Source organism: Halomonas sp. YLGW01 (assembly GCF_014840935.1).
Lineage (GTDB): Bacteria > Pseudomonadota > Gammaproteobacteria > Pseudomonadales > Halomonadaceae > Onishia.
This window is the reverse complement of sequence record NZ_CP062005.1, coordinates 2,968,622-2,986,656: the sequence shown is the minus strand read 5'-3', so window position 1 is coordinate 2,986,656 and position 18,035 is coordinate 2,968,622. Positions and strand designations below refer to the sequence as shown.

The following is an 18,035-nucleotide window of genomic DNA, read 5'->3' as shown; positions in this document are numbered from 1 at the left end:
GCATCGGCCAGGCGCCAGGAAGGCGCGCCCATCTTATGCATCCCATAGAGTTGCCTTATGGCCGACACCGACGACGTACTGCCTAGCCTCAAGGCGCTTAGCGCGTTTGAAACCACTCTGCGCCTCGGCTCGCTGACCGCCGCGGCCAAGGCGCTGGGGGCCACCCAGCCGGCGATCTCCCAGCGCATCCGCGGCCTCGAGGGCCAGGTGGGGCTGGTGCTCTTCGAACGCAGCGGCGGGGGCCTTGAACCCACCCGGGAGGCGTTGCGCTTCTACGATGAGATCGCGCCTGCGCTTAATCGCATCGACAGCGCCACCCGGGCGCTCAGGGCCCGGGCGCGCTCGACCCGGCCTCGGGTGCTGATCGCCGCCAACTTCGGTTTCGCCCATCTCTGGCTGCTGCCGAGGCTCTCCCGGCTCGAGGCGGCCTTCCCCCAGGTGGATATCGAGGTGCTGGCGGTGGACCGGGACGATCAGGACCATCGCGCCGATATTGCCATCCACTGCGACCGCGAGAGCGAACCGGGCGATCTCTTCACGCCCGAGGAGGTGTTTCCGGTCTGTAGCCCCGCCTTCGCCGCCGAGCATGGGCTCGAGGCGGGGGACGCCCCGGCCCGCTGGATGGAGCTTTCGCTTTTGCACATGGACGAGCGCAACTCGCGCTGGATCGACTGGCGGGAATGGTGTGCCCTGGCGGGCGTACCCTTCGAGGAGCAGGGGGCCGTGTTCCGCTACAACAACTATCCGCTGCTGATCAATGCGGCTCAGGCCGGCAAGGGTATCGCCCTGGGCTGGGACCTGCTGGTCGAGGAGGCGCTCAAGGACGGCAGCCTGATCCCCCTGGCGCCGCCGATCCGCCGCGAGAGCCATGGCTATATTCTGCGCACCCGCTATGCCCACAGCGCCCTGATCGGCGAGATCATCCGCTGGGTGACCGCGGAGATCGAGCGCCGCGAGCCCGCATAAGCCGCGAGCCCACTTAATCCACAAGCCCGCCTCAGACCCGTGAGGGGGTGAGTCAGGCCCTCTGGCCCTTGATCAGCTCGCTGATCAGTCGACGCCCCGGATGCAGGTGATCGGCCAGTGCCCGTTCCACCGGCAGCGGCTCGTCGCAGATCCGTGAGGCGATCACCTCGGCGCAGAGCGGCGCGCTGGCGAGCCCGCGGGAGCCATGAGCGGCACTGATCCACAGGCCGTCGTGATGGGCGCCAGGCGTCGAAGGGATGCGCCGGGCATCCTTGGCAAGCGTCGCGTAGGCCTCGCGCCATTGGGCGGCGTCCGGCACCGGGCCTGCGTAGGGCGTCTTGTCGGGACTCGCCGCGCGAATCGCCACCCGGCCTTCGAGGTGGGCGGGATCCAGATCGACCCCGGCCTCGCGCAGGGCCTCGACCAGACTCGGCAGGCTCGCCTCCAGTTCGGCGAGGTTCGCCGCATGTTCGGCGTCGCGCAGCGCCGTGTCGGTGTCATGAGGCACGAAGGTGGCACCGAAGCTCAGCACCCCGTCCGCCGCCGGGGGCACATAGCCGCCGGCGCAGACCACCCGGGACAGCGCCGGCAGGTCAACGCCCTGAGGGAGCCTGACGGCGCTGACCTGGCCTCGAATTGGCTGCAGCGGCAGTGCCTCGGTCTGGCTGAAGCGGTTGGCCAGCGCCGCCGTGGCTACCACCACCTGATCGGCGGCGAGGGGCTCGCCGCCTGCAAGCGTCAGCGTCCAGCCGTCTTCATTTGAGGCGAGATCGGTGACCTCGCCGTGGCGCAGGGTGATGCCCGGCGTCGCGGCGAGGCGTGCGCACAAGAGGTCCGGCCGCACCCAGCCGGCGCCTGAATAGTCGAGCCCCGGTGATTCGATGGCCACGCCTGCACGCGCGGAGGCCGCCGCGGCATCCACGCCCGTTACCACTTCCTTCGGCAGCGCATGGTTGGCCAGGAATCGTGCCTGGCGTTTGGCTTCCCGCTCGGTGGTCGCCAGCTGCAGCACGCCGCAGTCATCCCACAGGGTGCGCTCGGGGTCCAGCATCGACAGCCAGCGCCGGCTGTACAGGAGCCCGCCGAGATACACGCGGCTCTGCGGGTTGGTCTCGGCGGCGAGCTTCACGTAGAGCGCGCCCTGGCGGTTGCCCGAGCCGCCGGCGCCGGGAGCCTCGCGCTCGATCAGGGTCACCGCCACGCCGCGCCGCGCCAGCGCCGCCGCCACCGTGGTGCCGGCGAGCCCTGCGCCGATCACCGCGACATGGCGAGCGGGCCCTGCCGCGGGCGGGGCGAACCAGGGCGTGGTGGGGCGCGGGTCATGGACGGGCGGCGTTTCCATCTCGCCGGCGAGCATCTCGCGCTTGCGCCCGTGCCCGGGCACCTTGCGCCAGGCGAAGCCCGCCGCCTTGAGGCCGCGCTTGACCACGCCTGCGCAGGTGAAGGTGGCGAAGGTGGCACCGGGGCGGCTGGCGCGGGCCATGGCGGTGAAGAGTGCGGGCTGCCACATCTCGGGGTTCTTGGACGGCGCGAAGCCATCCAGGAACCAGGCATCGACCCGGCCATCGAGCTGGCCGAATCGCTCGGCGCTGTCGCCGAAGTGCAGGTCCAGGATCACCCGCGCGCCCAGGTGCAGTCGATGCACCCCGGCCACCGGCGCCGGCCACTGGGCGACGAGACAGGCGGCCTTGTCCTGAAACTCCGGCCAGGCGGCCAGCGCCCGGGCGAGATCCTCGCGCCGCATCGGGAAGCGCTCGGTGGAGACCAGGTGCAGCCGCGCCGGGGCCGACGCATGGCGCTCGAAGGCGGCCCAGGCGCACAGCATGTTGAGGCCGGTGCCGAAGCCGGTCTCGCCGATCACGAAGGGCCGCGGCCCCTGCCAGGCCTGGAAGCGCTCGGGCAGGTGATTGGCATCGATGAAGACGTGCTCGGTCTCGGCGCGGCCGTCCTGGCGGGAGAAGTAGACATCATCGAAGGCGCTGGAGTGGGGCGCCTCGCTGTCGGTGTCGTCCTTTGGCCAATCGAGGTGCGCCGTCTCGAGGGCGGTCAGGGGCGGCAGGGGCACGGGGCGGTCGTCGGCGGCACGCAAGTCAGGAGCTCCGGAGGACGGTGGGGTTGATCAGAAATTGACCAGTATGGCCGAGGTGGCGGCTTGGCTGGCTCATGGCAAGGCGTCCGCGGGCTTTCAACAAGCTTTTCCACAGCCACTGTGCAAAACCGGGCTGTGGAAAACCTGACGGGGAAAAGCCGGCGGCGGGCAGGGTCAGGCGGTGCTTAGACTCAAATCCGGCGCGTCGCAGGCGCAGCTTATGTGCAGCTCAGGGCAGCACCTTCTTGAACGGCTTGACGGTCACCTTGGCGTAGACGCCGGCGATCACGTAGGGGTCGGCATCGGCCCAGGCCTGGGCGGCGGCCAGGTCCTCGAATTCGGCGACTACCAGGCTACCGCTGAAGCCGGCGTCGCCCGGGGTTTCGGCGTCCACGGCGGGGTGCGGGCCGGCCAGCACCAGGCGGCCTTCGTCGCGCAGCTTCTCGAGGCGGGCCAGGTGGTCGGGGCGGGCGGCCATGCGCCATTCGAGGCTGTTCTTCACATCTTCACTGATGATGGCGTAGAGCATCGCAGTTTCCTTCGATGAGTGAGGCAGGAAGGCGCCGTCGCACCTGAAATTGACCGCAACCGGCGCGGCGCGCACCATGGTGGTCCTATTCTGACAAAGTCGCCTGCCGGCGTCATGCCGATGAACGAGACTCATATTTCCTCCGCTACGCCCGCGTCACCCGCGCCTCTCGCTTCTCTGGGGGAGACCGCCTTCGCCGATGCCCAGGGCATCGATCTGCACATGCACTCCACCGCCTCGGATGGCGCGCTCTCGCCCGCCGCGCTGATGGCGCTGTGCCGCGAGCGCGGCCTGACCCGGGTGGCGCTCACCGACCATGACACCCTGGACGGAGTGGCCGAGGCGCGGGAGGCCGCCGAGACGCTGGGCATGACGCTGCTGCCGGCCCTGGAGCTGTCGTCCCAATGGCAGGGCATGAACATCCATGTGGTGGGTCTGCTGCCCCAGGGGGCGCAGGGCTCTCTGGTGGCCGGCCTCGAGGCCCAGGCACGGGCGCGGGAAACTCGCGGCGAGGAGATCGCCCGGCGCCTCGAGAAGCTCGGGCTCACCGATGCCCTGACCAAGGCCCGGGCTCAGGCCGGCAGCGAGCGCCCGCTGGGGCGCCCGGACTTCGCCCGGGCGATGGTCGCCGATGGCCTGGTCAAGGACATGGGCACCGCCTTCAAGAAATACCTGGGCAGCGGCAAGCGGGGCGACGTCAAGGCCGGCTGGCCGTATCTGTCCGAGGTGGTCGAGTGGATCACTGATGCCGGTGGCGTGGCGGTGCTGGCGCATCCGCTGCGCTATGGCCTGACCCGGCGCAAGCGGGGCCTGCTGCTGGACGCCTTCACCGCCGCCGGGGGCGAGGCCGCCGAGCTGGTCAGCGGCTTCCAGAACGCCGACGTGACCCGCGACCTGGCCCGCCAGCTCGACGAGCGGGACCTGTATGGCTCGCTGGGCAGCGACTTCCACTTCCCCGGCGGGCCGGTGGCGCCGGGCAGCATGAGCCCGGTGCCGCGCACCGCACTCAGGCCCGTCTGGCAGCATCCCCGCCTGGCCGCGCTCCTCGATGAGGCGGCCTGACCCGCGGTTATTCGTATGGCGGTTATTCGTATGATGGATCACGCAACGCAGGAGCGAGCATGACTCAGTTCTTCCAGCTGCACCCCGAGAATCCCCAGAAGCGCCTGATCGATCAGGCCACCGAGATCATCCGCAAGGGCGGCGTGGTGGCCTATCCCACCGATTCCGGCTATGCCCTGGGCTGCCACCTGGGCGACAAGAAGGCCATCGAGAAGATCAAGTGGCTGCGCTCGCTGGATGACAAGCACAACTTCACCCTGGTGTGTTCGGACCTGTCCGAGATCGGCACCTTCGCCAAGGTGAACAATGCGGTGTTCCGGCTGCTCAAGACTCACACGCCGGGGGCCTATACCTTCATTCTGGATGCCACCACCGAGGTGCCGCGCCTGCTGCTGCATCCCAAGCGCCGCTCGATCGGCGTGCGGGTGCCGGACCATCGCATCACCCATGCGCTGCTCGAGGCGCTGGGCGAGCCGATGATGAGCGTGACCCTGATCCCGGTCGGCGAAGAGCTGCCGATGACCGATGCCGAGGAGATTCGCGAGCGCTTCGGGGCCCATCTGGACCTGGTCATCGACGGCGGCGCCTGCCACCTGGAGCCGACCAGCGTCATCGATCTGCGCGACCTGCCGCCAGTGATCCTGCGCGAGGGCCGCGGCGACGTGGCACCGTTCCAGGTCTGAGCCATCCCGCCGGGGCGGTGCCCGGGCCCTAGAGGCTCAGGCGTCGTCCCGGTCGTCGTCAGCATCTTTGTTTTTCTTTTCCTTCCCTTTTTCCTGTTCCTCTCCGTTCTGTTCTTCTCCGTTCGGGGCCGCGGACGCTTGTTCTTCGGCTGCCGCCCGCTCTGCCTCTTCCCGACGCTCAGCCTCGCGCGGGTCTTCCGTGTTCTCGTCGAGCCAGGTGCCGCACTTCAGACAGTATTGTGCCTTCTCTTCGTGGCGGTCGTGGCCACAGCCCGGGCAGGCCTCGTCGGAGTAGCGGTCGGCCCGGATCGAGCGGATCACCTCGGCGGAGAAGACCCCGGTGGGAATGGCGATGATCGAGTAGCCCATCAGCATCACCGTCATCGAGATGAACTGACCCAGCGGGGTGGTGGGGGTGATATCGCCATAGCCGACCGTGGTCAGGGTGACGATGCCCCAGTAGATGGATACGGGAATGCTGGTGAAGCCGGCCTCCGGCGGCTCGATCATGTAGATCAGCGAGCCGAAGATAGTCACCAGCATGAACACCGTGAACAGGAACAGGAGGATCTGGTGGCCGCTGCGCCTCAGAGCCTCGACCAGCAGCCGGCCTTCGCCGACGAATTGCATCAGCCTGAGCACCCGGAAGATGCGCAGCACCCTCAGCAAACGGATCACCACCAACGACTGGGCGCCGGGCACCACCAGCACCAGCCAGGTGGGAAGGATCGAGACAAGGTCGATGATGCCGTAGAAGCTTCTCAGGTAGCGGGCCGGTCGCTCCAGGCAGTAGAGGCGCACCGCGAGTTCCAGGGTGAAGAGCCCGGTGAAGCTCCACTCCAGTATGTTGAAGACCCCGCCATAGGCGGCATCATAGGCCGGCACGCTGTCGAGCAGCACCACCGTGACGCTGGCGAGTATCAGGCCGATCAGGACGATGTCGAAGCCCTTGGCCAGGCGGGTGTCCGATTCGAAGATGACCTGGAAGATCCAGGTTCGCAGGCCTTCGCCGGCCGGTTTCAGAGTAGGTAACAAGGGACCTCCCGATCCTGGGGTGTCAAACGGGCCTCCCGTGTCCGGGCGCGGCTTATACCTGAACGTATGAACCTGAACGTATGAGGCCTGTGCGCATTAGGCTCATACGTATCAGGCTCAGGCGTATCAGGCTCAGGCGTAGAGGGCGTGGGCCAGCGCCAGGGCCGCCTGGCCGAAGGCCACATCGAGCCAGGTCTCGCCATCCGGTGCCGGGCGGTCCAGTGCCTCGCGCAGGGTCCGGGCCGGCCTCGTCAGGCGATCATCGCCCAGGGCGATCAGTCGGTCCAGCGACTGACGGGCTTCGTCCTTGAAACGGCCGTCCTGGCTGTCGGCCAGGGCGTCCAGCGAGAGGATGGCGCGCTCGTACAGCGCAGCCGGATCATTGCCGGCCGCGGGGAGTGGCCAGTGACCCTCACCCAGTGACGCGCCACGGGCGGCCTTGCTGGCCGAGGCGGGGCGCAGCGGCACCGTGGTGGCGAGCTCCTCGGCCAGTGCCCAGAGGGCCGTGGGGTCGCCGTCCTTGAGCTCCAGCTCCAGTTCGCGGATCGTCGCCCGGCGTCCGCCGGCGCGCACCTCGCCATCATCCAGCGCCACCTCGATGCGGCCCTGCTCGCCGTCGACGAGCCAGGTGCGGCGGGCGAAGTCGGTGGCGAAGCGCGGGACCAGGGCGGCGAGCACCTCGTCGCCGAGCGCCTGCATGGGCGGCAGCGGCCGGAGGCCGTCCAGATCCAGCCGATCGGCGTCGATCGGCCACTCCCACTCGCCGCGCACCGAGAGCCCCCCCTGGCCGCTGCCGGTGGTCTTCAGGGTCTGTACCCGGCCATTGCCGGTATCGCGGATACGCAGCGCTACCCGGGCGGCCTCCAGGGCGCCGTCCGGGGTGTCATAGTAGGTGTTGGCAAGCGTGCGGTCTTCGGCCGGGAGCGCCATCAGGCGGGGATGGCGGCGCAGCCGCTCGGGGCCCTCCGGTGGCAGCGCGAGCTTGAGTTCGATTTCCTGGCTCATGGCCGATGCTTCCTTTATGGCGAATCGGTGAATTCTTTATGACGTCGGGCGGTACCACCACTATAATGTCGGCGCCATTTCCAACGCGAATCGCTTACCTATCATGGTGACATCCAATCCGTTTTCGGCGATCTTCGGTCGCTCGCCCTTTCAGCCGCTGCTGGCGCATATCGTCAAGGTCAGCGAGTGTGCTGACGAGCTGCTGCCCTTCTTCGAGGCCACCCTGGGTGGTGACTGGGAGTCAGCAGAGCGCCATCGGGAGGCCATTACGCGCCTCGAGCATGAAGCCGATGAGCTCAAGACCGAGCTGCGCCTGAACCTGCCCAATACCATGTTCCTGCCGGTCTCCCGCTCCGACCTGCTGGACCTGATCAGCGTGCAGGACAAGATCGCCAACAAGGCCCGGGACATCACCGGCATCATGCTCGGCCGCCAGATGCGAGTGCCCGAGACGCTGGCGCCGATGATGCGCGACTACCTGCGCACCTCGGTGGCCGCCGTGGCGCAGGCCCGCAAGGCGCTCGAGGAACTCAAGGACCTGCTCGAATCAGGGTTCGGCAGCAACGTCGCCGATGTCATGCAGAACCTGATCCGTGAGCTCCACGCCCTCGAACACCAGGCCGATGATCAGCAGGTGGCCATCCGTCGCCAGCTGTTCCAGCTCGAGAGCGAGTTGCCGCCGGTCGACGTGATCTTCCTCTACAAGATCATCGACTGGGTCGGCGAGCTGTCCGATCGTGCCGAGCGTGTGGGCAGTCGTCTGCAGGTGCTGACCGCCCGCTGAGTCGTTTCCTCGAACCCTCCGCCCCACGCCCACGGTGAGTGCGCCGTGACGCACTCGCCAGGGATAGGCGCATCGAGGCGTGTCTCGGCGGACCTCAAGCCATCCATAAGGATGTATCTCTTATGTCGATCATTGCGCAATACGGCGACATCTTCATCATTCTGGCCTGTCTCTTCGGCTTCTTCATGGCCTGGGGCGTCGGTGCCAACGACGTGGCCAACGCCATGGGCACCTCGGTGGGCTCCCGAGCCATCACCATCAAGCAGGCGATCTTCATCGCCGTGATCTTCGAGTTTCTGGGCGCCTGGCTGGCCGGGGGGCAGGTCACCGAGACCATCCGCAAGGGCATCATCGATCCGGCGCTGCTCGAGAGTGACCCGCAGCTGCTGGTCTACGGCATGCTGGCCTCCCTGCTGGCCGCCGGCACCTGGTTGCTGATCGCCTCGATGCGCGGCTGGCCGGTGTCGACCACCCATTCCATCGTCGGCGCCATCGTCGGCTTCGCGATGGCCGGTCTCGGCCTCGAGGCCGTCGGCTGGGCCAAGGTCGGCCAGATCGCCGCCAGCTGGGTGGTCTCACCGCTGATGTCGGGCTCCATCGCCTTCATGCTGTTCAAGTCTGTGCAGCATTTGATCTTCGAGAATCGCGACCCCTTCGCCGCCGCCAAGCGCTACGTGCCGATGTATGTGTTCCTGGTCGGCTTCATCGTCGCCATGGTGACCCTGACCAAGGGCCTCAAGCATGTCGGCCTCGACCTTGGCTTCGGCACCAGCCTGTTCTACGCGGTGCTGATCGGCGTGGCCGTGATGGCGCTGGGGGGCTTCCTGGAGCGTCGCGTCAGCCGCAATCGCAGCGCCGATGACGCCTTCGGCTTCGGCGGCGTCGAGCGGGTGTTCGCGGTGCTGATGCTGTTCACCGCCTGCGCCATGGCCTTCGCCCACGGCTCCAACGACGTCGCCAACGCCGTCGGCCCGCTGGCCGCGGTGATCAGCGTGGTCTACAGCCACGGCGACATCGACGGTGCCTCCCTGGTGCCCTGGTGGGTGCTGGTGCTGGGCGGCGGCGGCATCGTGGTCGGCCTGGTCACCTATGGTCACAAGGTCATCGCCACCGTCGGCACCGGCATCACCGAGCTGACGCCGAGCCGTGGCTTCGCTGCGACCCTGGCCGCCGCCACCACCGTGGTGCTGGCCTCGGGCACCGGTCTGCCGATCTCCACCACCCATACCCTGGTCGGCGCCGTGCTCGGCGTGGGTCTGGCCCGCGGCATGGCGGCGCTCAACCTGCGCGTGATCGGCACCATCGTCATGTCCTGGCTGATCACCCTGCCGGCCGGCGCCTTCCTGGCGATCATGTTCTTCTTCATGTTCAAGGGCATGTTCGGCGGCTAGTCCGGGCTGACTGATCCGCCTCGCGGCCGAAGGTGGCCGAGGCGCATCCCGAAGAGGCGGCACCGCGCAGGCGGTGCCGCCTTTTTTCGCCCTCTGATATAGTCAATCCAGGTGGGCCACGGCCCTTTTCACCCTCCAGCTGCCGGAGTGCGGCCCTTGAACACGCGTTTTCCCTTCGTCGAGTGGTTTCGTCAGTCATCGCCCTACATCAACGCCCACCGCGGGCGAACCTTCGTGGTGCTGATCGAGGGCGAGGCGATGGCGGCGGGGCACCGCGAGTCGCTGATTCAGGACCTGGCACTGCTGCATACCCTGGGGGTGCGGCTGGTGCTGGTGTTCGGCATACGTCCCCAGGTCAACGCGGCGCTGGCCGAGGAGGGCATCACGCCGCGCCGCGAGGCGGGTCGCTGGGTGGCGGATGACGCCATCATGGCCCGGGTCGAGCGTGTCGCCGCCGAGCAGCGGCTGTGGTTCGAGGCGCGCTTGTCGCTGGGGCTGCCCAATACGCCACTGCACGGCATCGAGCTGACGGCGGTCTCCGGCAACCTGGTGATGGCCAAGCCGCTGGGGGTGCGCAACGGGCTGGACTTCGCGCGCAGCGGCGAGGTGCGCCGGGTGCGCGCCGAGGCGATCGATGCCCTGCTCGACCAGGGCTCTCTGGTGGTGCTGCCGCCGCTCGGGTTCTCGAGTACCGGTGAGGTGTTCGATCTGGACGCCGCCGAGGTCGCCCAGCAGGCCGCGGTGGCGCTCGGGGCCGACAAGCTGGTGCTGCTCGGCGAGGCCGAGGGCCTGCATGATGCGAGCGGCGCCCTGCAGCGCCAGCTGACGCCGGCCGAGGCCGAGCCGCTGCTGCAGGCGGCGAGCCCGGGTAGCGAACTTTCCCGCCACCTGGCGGCGGCCTGCGCCGCGGCGCGCCACGGCGTGGCCCGTACCCACCTGCTGTCTTGGCATGACGACGACGCCCTGCTCGGTGAGCTGTTCACCCGCGACGGGGTCGGCACCATGATCACCGAGCATCGCTACGAACAGCTGCGCGACGCCGAGCTCGGCGACGTCGGCGGCCTGCTCGAGCTGCTCGAGCCCCTGGAGCGGCGCGGCATGCTGGTGCCGCGTTCCCGGGAGCGCCTCGAGCACGAGATCGAGGACTATCTGGTCACCGAGCGCGACGGCATGATCATCGGCTGCGCCGCCCTGCACGAGTTCCCGGACGCCCGCATGGGGGAGCTGGCCTGCGTGGCGGTGCATGGCGACTACCGGGGCGGCCATCGCGGCGAGCGGCTGCTGGCCGAGGTGGAGCGCCGGGCCCGGCGCCGGGGACTCGTCGCCATGTTCGCGCTCACCACCCACACCGCCCACTGGTTCATCGAGCATGGCTTCGGGCTCGCCGAGATCGACGCCCTGCCACCGCTCAAGCGGGACGCCTACAATCACGCCCGCAAGTCGAAGATCCTGCTCAAGACCCTGAGCTAAGGCCGGCCGGCTGGGTCATCGCCCGGCCGGTGCGCCCCTGTGGCGCCGCCCCGGTCGCCTGTGTCGCCGTTGGCGACACTGGGCGGTTCTTCTGTCGCCAAATCGATACATTGCAAGATCATGATATTTAAGGAATTTTTGGTTATCCCCGTCAGAGTGTCTCTTAGTGGAGACGAAATCCGCGTTATCTGTTCGCCGTTGTCCCGGTTGTGACACGAACAGGCTCGGTTGGCATGGCAGAGTGTTTTTTAAGCTACTGAAAAACAAGAATTTTGGTATTTATTGGCACGCGTCTCGCTATATGTTTGGCGAGCAAGCAAGGGAGGCGGTTCTTCACGGCTCGAACCGCTTCCTGGCCGATCCGGCAGGGCGCATCTACTACCCTGTGCATGTCACCCGATCGGGTCGGTCCGCGTCTGCTCCACGCGATGTGTGACTGATGTAGCGATGAGACGGGTACCGCCGACAGGCAAGGAAGGGTACCGCTACGGGCAAGGATGCTCCCGGCAAGGATGCCTCGCCCCCTCGGGGGCTGAATCCGGCAGCGACGCGCAAGCGGCGCCGCCACCTGAACGAAGTGGGGATGCGTCCCCGGCACGATGGCCAGCTTCTGGCGAGTGACGACACCGTCGTGTGACTTCGGGGCTTCGGCCCGGAAAGAATGTCGATCAGTGCGGCCAGACGCGACTGCCCCCGACATTGTTTCACCCTTAAGTTCCCTGCGTATTGGGCCGGCTCTGCCGGCCCTCTTTTTTTGCCTATCGTGTGGCACCGCCCAGGGGCTTCTCCCTCGCGGTCCTTCGCTATGGCTCGGGCCACGAAAGGTCGCGGCCGTCGCAGGCATCTCTGGTATCCTGCAGTGGTAAGCCAATGACAACGTCCCAATTTCTTCTGCAAAGAACCCTTGTCATGACCACTCAGGTCTCGCGCCGCTGGCGTCCCCGCTCCCTGCTGCAGCTCGTGCTGCTGGCCTTCCTGGTCGTGATGCTGCCGCTGGGCGTCCTGATGTACCAGGCCGGCCAGGCGCTGTCCGAGCTCACCCGCCTGGCCGATGTCAGTGCGCGTCAGGCGGTCGAGGAGACCCGCCGGGCGCGGGCGCTGTCGTCGCTGGCCGTGGAGATGGAGCGCAGCGCCCGCCAGTATGCGGTGCTCGAGGAACCCGGCCTGCGCGAGATCTACACCCAGCGGGCCAGCGAATTCCAGGCGCTGCTGGCCCAGCAGCGCCTGCTGTTACCCGACAACCCCGACGCCCGGGCGCTGGCCGAGCGCATCGAGGGCCTCAAGACCCTGCTCGAGGCTCCCGTGCCTCAGATCCAGGCGCGGCTCGATGACTTCGTGCCCTTTGCCGAGCGCACCGAGGCCGTTCGCCAGGCCACCAACCGGCACATCGACGAGCGCATCGAGCGCATCCGCGATCAGGCCGGCGGCGTGCAGACCCGCCTCTGGGTGCAGACCACGGCGCTGGTCTCGGCGAGCCTTTTGCTGATGCTGTTGTTCACCTGGCTGATCATCCGCCCGATTCGCCAGCTCGAGCGGCGTATCCTCAGCCTGGGCAGCAGCGGCGCGCCGGCCCCGGCTCAGACCCTGCAGGGACCGGCCGAGCTGGTGCAGCTCGATGAGCGGCTCGACTGGCTGTCGGCGCGGCTCGATGAGCTGGAGGCGCAGAAACGCCAGTTCCTGCGCCACATGTCCCACGAACTGAAGACGCCGCTGGCAAGCGTGCGCGAGGGCACGGCTCTGCTGTCCGACGGCGTGGCCGGCGAGCTGACGCCCCGTCAGCATGAGATTCTCGAGCTGATCGAGGCCAGCGGCGAGGAGCTTCAGCGCCTCATCGAACAGCTGCTCGACTACAACCTGCTCCAGCATCATGCCGAAGTCAGCGTCAGTCGTTTCGATGTGACGACGCTGATCAAGGAGCTGCTGGCCAAGCATCGGCTGGCCCTCGATGCCAAGGGCATGCAGCTTAGATGGCGCGACCGGCCCCTCGATTGGCAGGCCGATCGCACCGCCACCGGGCGCATTCTCGACAACCTGTTGTCCAATGCCATCGCCTACGGCGAGGATGGTGGCCGGCTGGAGCTGCGTGCCCAGCAGCGGGGCGATGTATTGCGCCTGGAGGTCGCCAACAGCGGCGAGGCGATCGGCGCCGAGGACCGGGAACGGCTCTTCGATCCCTTCTATCAGGGGCGCGCCCGACGCAAGGGGCCGCTCAAGGGCTCCGGGATCGGCCTGTCGGTGGCTGCCGACTGTGCCAAGGCCCAGCAGGGCCACCTGGAGCTGGTCGACGATGCGCGCCTGGCGGTGTGCTTCCGCCTGACCCTGCCCTGGCATGGCCTGAATCAACAGGACACGAATACGATAACGACGCCGTCACCGCAGCGCCGGGCGGTGGGCGCAGACGCAAGGAACTCATGACTCATGTTGTACCGCACCCTGACGGGGCTGGTGGCGGCCTCGCTGCTGGCGGGCTGCCAGTGGCTGCCGGCTCAGTCGTCCTCACCGCCGCCGACGCTCAGCGAGCTGCCCGCCGACTGCCAGGGCGAGGGGCCTAGTCTCACCGTGAGCGCTTGCCAGACCGAGGCCTGGCTGGCTCTGGGGCTCGCCTCCCAGCGCGGCGACCGCGCCTGGCGCGACCGCCAGCTGGCCCGCCTCGCGACCACCGACACCCGCGACCGGCTGGCCCGCGCCGTGGTGCTCTCCTGGGGTGCCGAGAGCGAATGGCACCAGGCCTCGGAGCTCTACAAGGCCGACCTGGCCAAGGCCCCTGCCGAGCTGCAGCCCCTGCTGCGCTACTGGCTCAACGAGCTCGAGGGGCGCCGGGCCCAGGCCGGACGGCTGGCGGAGCAGAGCCGGGCGCGTCAGGCGCTGGCCGACGAGAACGCCGCCCAGGCCGAAAAGCTCGAGGAGTTGACCGACAAGCTCGAGGCCCTGAGCGACATCGAGCAAAGCATCAACCTGCGACAGCAGGTGCCCTGAGCGCGCCGCGCCGGGGCCTGACCCGTCCGAACGACAAGTGGGGAAATCACCGTGAAAGACGCCGTGCAACTGACCGGTGCCCGGAAGGGGAGCAAGCCGGGCGTGCATATCCTGCTGGTCGACGACGACGCCAGCCTGTTGCGGCTGCTGGGCATGCGCCTGGAGAGCCGCGGCTTTCGCGTCACCACCGCCGACAGCGGCCGCATGGCACTGGATCGCCTGGCCATCGAGCGCCCCGACCTGGTGCTCTCGGACCTGCGCATGGACGAGATGGACGGCCTGGCGCTGTTCCAGGAGATCCAGCGCCAGGCCCCGGGGCTGCCGGTGATCATTCTCACCGCCCATGGCTCGATCCCCGATGCGGTGAGCGCCACCCGTCAGGGGGTGTTCAGCTTCCTGACCAAGCCCATCGACCGGGAGGAGCTGTTCACCGCGATCGACGAGGCGCTGGCCCAGGCGCCGACGGTGACCGACGGCGACGATGCCTGGCGCTCGGCGATCATTACCCGCAGCCCGCAGATGGAGCGGATCCTCGATCAGGCGCGGATGGTCGCCGGCGCCGATGTCAGCGTGCTGGTCAGCGGCCCCTCGGGCTCGGGCAAGGAGCTGCTGGCTCGCGCCCTGCACGATGCCAGCCCCCGCGCCGACAAGCCCTTCGTGGCCATCAACTGCGGCGCCCTGCCCGAGCAGTTGCTGGAGAGCGAGCTGTTCGGCCACGCCAAGGGCGCCTTCACCGGCGCCTTCAGCCAGCACGAGGGCCTGTTCCAGGCCGCCGACGGCGGCAGCCTTTTCCTCGACGAGATCGGCGACATGCCGCTCTCGCTGCAGGTCAAGCTGCTGCGGGTGCTGCAGGAGCGCCAGGTCCGCCCGCTGGGCTCGACCGCCTCGATCCCCATCGACGTGCGCATCATCTCGGCTACCCATCGCGACCTGGATCGGGCCATGCGCGAGGGCGACTTTCGAGAAGATCTCTACTATCGCCTCAACGTGGTCAACCTGCGCCTGCCGCCCCTCAAGGAGCGCGCCGAGGACGTGCCGCTTCTGGCCAAGCATCTGGTCGCCAAGGCGGCGGCGCGCCACAAGCCCTTCGTCAAGGGGTTCTCCACCGAGGCCTTGAACCTGCTGGCCGCAAGCGCCTGGCCCGGCAACGTGCGCCAGCTGGTCAACGTGGTCGAGCAGTGCGTGGCCCTGACCAGTGCACCGATCATCCCCGAGGCCCTGGTCGCTCAGGCGCTGGCGGCGGAGGAGAACGCCCTGCCGTCGTTCAACGACGCCCGGGCGAGCTTCGAGCGGGGGTATCTGATCAAGGTGCTGAAGATCACCGAGGGCAACGTCACCCAGGCCGCCCGCATCGCCGGGCGCAACCGCACCGACTTCTACAAGCTGCTGGGGCGTCACGACCTCGAGCCGAGCAGCTTCAAGGCCGTGGCCAAGAAGGACGACTGAGTCGGCGGGCAGGCCAACCGGCTAGTCGCCCTCGCGTCCGGTCGCCGGGGGCGCCGCCTTGAAGCGCCGCTTCACCTCCACCTTGAGCCTGCCTTCACCGAGTCGCGCGGTCAGCTGCTGACCCGGCTGTGTATCCTGACTGCGCCGGATCACCCGGCCTTCCTCATCCGCGAGAATGGCATAGCCGCGCCCCAGCACCGCAAGCGGGCTGACCGCCTGCAGCTCTCGGGCCAGTGACGACAGCCGTTGACGCTGTTCCGCGAGCCGGCGGGGCAGGGTAGCCTTGAGTCGCTGGTCGGCCTGCGCGAGCCGGGCTCGGGCGCCGTCAAGCTGCTGGCGCGGGTCGAAGGCGTTGAGTCGGGCGCCGGCGTGGCGCTCCCGGGTGCGAGCCTCGGCAAGCCTCGCCTGCATGGCGCGATGGAGGCGCCCCCTGAGCTGACCAAGATGCTGGCGCTGTTGCGCGAGCCGCTCGCCGGGATGACGCAGCCGGGCACGCAGGTGATCCAGGCGCTGGGCCTCGGCGTTCAGCCGACCGCGCTGGGCGCGGGCGAGGCGGGAAAGGGCGCTGTCGAGTCGCTGGCGCAGGGCCGCCTGGTCCGGGACCAGCCGCTCCGCCGCCGCCGAGGGCGTCGGTGCCCGGCCATCGGCGGCGAAGTCGGCAAGGGTCACATCGGTCTCGTGGCCCACCGCCGAGAGCACCGGCAGCCGGGAGTGGAAGATCGCCCGGGCCAGGTGCTCGTCGTTGAAGGCCCACAGGTCTTCGAGGCTGCCGCCGCCGCGGGTCACCAGGATGGCGTCCCGGTCCGGGGCGAAGCGGATATCCCGGTTGGCCAGCGCCAGGGCCCGGATCATGGCCGGCGCGGCCTCCTGGCCCTGCACCGGCACCGGCAGCACGCTGACGCGGGACAACGGCCAGCGCGCGGCAAGCACCGCCAGCACGTCGCGGATCGCCGCGCCGGAGGGCGAGGTCAGCACCAGCAGGTGGCGGGGCGGGCAGGGCAGCGGACGGGCGTTGGCGAACACGCCCTCGGCGCCGAGCCGGTGCTTCAGACGCTCGAAGGCCGCCAGCAGCTCGCCCTGGCCCGCCGGCTGCACCGCTTCCACGATCATCTGATAGTCGCCGCGGGGCTCGAAGATCGACACCTTGCCACGCAGCCGCACCCGGTCGCCATCGTTGAGCGGGGTCGCCACGAAGCGCCCGCGGTTACGAAACAGCGCGCACTTCAGCTGGGCGCGCTCGTCTTTCAGGGTGAAGTAGAGGTGCCCCGAGGCCGGTCGCGCCACATTGGAGAGCTCGCCCTCGACCCAGCAGTCGCCGAAGTCGCGCTCGAGGGTCAGTCGGGCGCGGCGGTTGAGTTCGCTGACGGAGAAGGTCGGGGCATCGGCCTGAGACATGACGGCGGCATCCTTGATCGAGACGCCGCCCAGCCTAACATGCCGCTGGGCCTGGACTCCGTTGGCCTTGGAGGCGGCTGGCTTGGGGCTTCGCTGGACTGGGGCTTGGCTGGCTTGGGGCTCGCTGTCTCAGGCGCCGAGCCGGCGCCCAACGCGCAGCAGCAGCGGCAGGCACAGGATCAGCAGGGTGATGCGCAGCAGATGATGGGCGGTGACGAAGGCCGGATCGATGCCCAGCGACAGCGCCACCAGGCTCAGCTCGGGGGCGCCGCCCGGCATGTAGGCCAGCAGTGCCGCGGCCATCGAGGTGTCGGTCAGTCGAAAGGCGACCCAGGCCGCCAGCCCGGCGATCAGCAGCAGGGCCAGCGCCTGCAGCGTGCCCATCACCAGCAGGTGACCGACCCGGGCAAGCGAGGTGCCGCTGAAGCGTACCCCCACCGAGACGCCGATGATGACCTGAGCCAAGGCGATCAGGCTCGGTGGCAGCGCGGCCTCGGTCAGTCCCGTCAGGTGCAGGGCCGTGGAGGCCAGCGCCGGGCCGAACAGCAGCGCATTGGGCAGTCGCAGCCGCTTGCCTAGCCAGGCGCCCGCGAGTCCCGCGGCGGCCAGCCATGCGGCATCCACGGGGGCTGGCAGCCACAGCCAGTGGCTAAGGTCGGTGCTGCTGGGGGGCAGGTCGACATGGCCCAGCAGCGGCAGCGCCAGCGGGATGGCCAGCAGTAGGATCAGGATGCGCACGGCATGCGTCATGCCGACCACTCGCAGGTCGGCGCCGGACTTCAGCGCCATCACGGTCACCGTCGACACCCCGCCGGGCACCCCAGCATAGAGCGCGGTCTCAAGCGAGTGGCCGGCCACTCGCCGCGAGAACCACACCGAGAAGGCCATCATTACCGCCGTGGCCAGCAGCATGATGGCGATGCTTGCCCCCCAGGCGACGACATCGATCTTGAGGCCCGGGTGGAAGGCCGAGCCGAGCATCACCCCGATTACCACCAGTACCCCCTTGCGGCCGCGCCCCGGCGAGCGCAGCCGCACCCCGCCTAGGCTTGCCAAAGTGGTGGCGATCATCGCTCCCAGCAGCCAGGGCAGCGGCAGCTGGAGCCAGAAGGCGAGGGCGCCGCCGGCCAGTCCCAGCGCGAGGGTCGGCAGGAAGCGGCCGAGGGCCGTCAGGCGGGTGGTGAGGGTGTCGTTCAAGTGGCTA

15 protein-coding genes are annotated in these 18,035 nt (G+C 68.7%); 9 read left to right on the top strand and 6 right to left on the bottom strand.

Annotated elements, in window-relative coordinates:
• Positions 1-57: 57 nt before the first annotated feature.
• A complete protein-coding gene (locus IEJ03_RS13690) occupies positions 58-966 on the top strand; it encodes a LysR family transcriptional regulator (RefSeq protein ID WP_192035371.1) in 909 nt (302 codons plus the stop codon).
• A 52-nt stretch (positions 967-1,018) separates the two neighbouring features.
• Here the strand turns inward: IEJ03_RS13690 and mnmC are convergent, their stop codons facing one another.
• Both mnmC and IEJ03_RS13680 read right to left on the bottom strand, forming a co-directional pair.
• Complete coding sequence (gene mnmC / locus IEJ03_RS13685; RefSeq protein WP_242458121.1) at positions 1,019-3,016, bottom strand: bifunctional tRNA (5-methylaminomethyl-2-thiouridine)(34)-methyltransferase MnmD/FAD-dependent 5-carboxymethylaminomethyl-2-thiouridine(34) oxidoreductase MnmC; 1,998 nt, start codon at positions 3,014-3,016, stop codon at positions 1,019-1,021.
• A 268-nt stretch (positions 3,017-3,284) separates the two neighbouring features.
• Positions 3,285-3,584, bottom strand: coding sequence for a YciI family protein (locus IEJ03_RS13680; protein ID WP_192035370.1), 300 nt, complete (start codon positions 3,582-3,584; stop codon positions 3,285-3,287).
• A gap of 222 nt (positions 3,585-3,806) precedes the next feature.
• Between IEJ03_RS13680 and IEJ03_RS13675 the strand changes: the two genes are divergently transcribed.
• Both IEJ03_RS13675 and IEJ03_RS13670 read left to right on the top strand, forming a co-directional pair.
• The gene (locus IEJ03_RS13675) at positions 3,807-4,646 is read left to right on the top strand and encodes a PHP domain-containing protein (protein WP_242458120.1); all 840 of its coding nucleotides are present in this window, start codon (positions 3,807-3,809) and stop codon (positions 4,644-4,646) included.
• A 59-nt stretch (positions 4,647-4,705) separates the two neighbouring features.
• Positions 4,706-5,329 (top strand): L-threonylcarbamoyladenylate synthase, encoded by a 624-nt coding sequence (locus IEJ03_RS13670; RefSeq protein ID WP_192035368.1) that lies wholly within the window; start codon positions 4,706-4,708, stop codon positions 5,327-5,329.
• A 36-nt stretch (positions 5,330-5,365) separates the two neighbouring features.
• Here IEJ03_RS13670 and IEJ03_RS13665 read toward each other — a convergent pair whose 3' ends face one another.
• Both IEJ03_RS13665 and IEJ03_RS13660 read right to left on the bottom strand, forming a co-directional pair.
• A complete protein-coding gene (locus IEJ03_RS13665; protein WP_192035367.1) occupies positions 5,366-6,364 on the bottom strand; it encodes an ion transporter in 999 nt (332 codons plus the stop codon).
• Between the two features lie 132 nt (positions 6,365-6,496).
• A complete protein-coding gene (locus tag IEJ03_RS13660) occupies positions 6,497-7,369 on the bottom strand; it encodes a CYTH domain-containing protein (RefSeq protein WP_192035366.1) in 873 nt (290 codons plus the stop codon).
• A gap of 103 nt (positions 7,370-7,472) precedes the next feature.
• Here IEJ03_RS13660 and IEJ03_RS13655 point away from each other — a divergent pair, with 103 nt between their 5' ends.
• The 6 genes from IEJ03_RS13655 (at position 7,473) to glrR (ending at position 15,436) form a co-directional block, all read left to right on the top strand.
• Positions 7,473-8,153, top strand: coding sequence for a TIGR00153 family protein (locus IEJ03_RS13655; RefSeq protein ID WP_192035365.1), 681 nt, complete (start codon positions 7,473-7,475; stop codon positions 8,151-8,153).
• 122 nt (positions 8,154-8,275) lie between these two features.
• A complete protein-coding gene (locus IEJ03_RS13650) occupies positions 8,276-9,544 on the top strand; it encodes an inorganic phosphate transporter (RefSeq protein ID WP_192035364.1) in 1,269 nt (422 codons plus the stop codon).
• Between the two features lie 156 nt (positions 9,545-9,700).
• The gene (argA, locus tag IEJ03_RS13645; RefSeq protein WP_192035363.1) at positions 9,701-11,014 is read left to right on the top strand and encodes an amino-acid N-acetyltransferase; all 1,314 of its coding nucleotides are present in this window, start codon (positions 9,701-9,703) and stop codon (positions 11,012-11,014) included.
• Between the two features lie 909 nt (positions 11,015-11,923).
• On the top strand, positions 11,924-13,429 hold the full coding sequence (locus IEJ03_RS13640; RefSeq protein WP_192035362.1) for a HAMP domain-containing sensor histidine kinase: 1,506 nt from the start codon (positions 11,924-11,926) through the stop codon (positions 13,427-13,429).
• Between the two features lie 3 nt (positions 13,430-13,432).
• Positions 13,433-13,990, top strand: coding sequence for a hypothetical protein (locus IEJ03_RS13635; RefSeq protein WP_192035361.1), 558 nt, complete (start codon positions 13,433-13,435; stop codon positions 13,988-13,990).
• A gap of 51 nt (positions 13,991-14,041) precedes the next feature.
• The gene (gene glrR, locus IEJ03_RS13630; RefSeq protein WP_277950328.1) at positions 14,042-15,436 is read left to right on the top strand and encodes a two-component system response regulator GlrR; all 1,395 of its coding nucleotides are present in this window, start codon (positions 14,042-14,044) and stop codon (positions 15,434-15,436) included.
• A gap of 21 nt (positions 15,437-15,457) precedes the next feature.
• On the opposite strand, the gene xseA is transcribed toward glrR, so the two are convergent.
• Positions 15,458-16,831, bottom strand: a complete 1,374-nt coding sequence (gene xseA, locus IEJ03_RS13625; RefSeq protein ID WP_192035360.1) for an exodeoxyribonuclease VII large subunit — start codon at positions 16,829-16,831, stop codon at positions 15,458-15,460.
• 129 nt (positions 16,832-16,960) lie between these two features.
• Complete coding sequence (locus IEJ03_RS13620) at positions 16,961-18,028, bottom strand: AbrB family transcriptional regulator (protein WP_192035359.1); 1,068 nt, start codon at positions 18,026-18,028, stop codon at positions 16,961-16,963.
• Between the last annotated feature and the right edge of the window lie 7 nt (positions 18,029-18,035).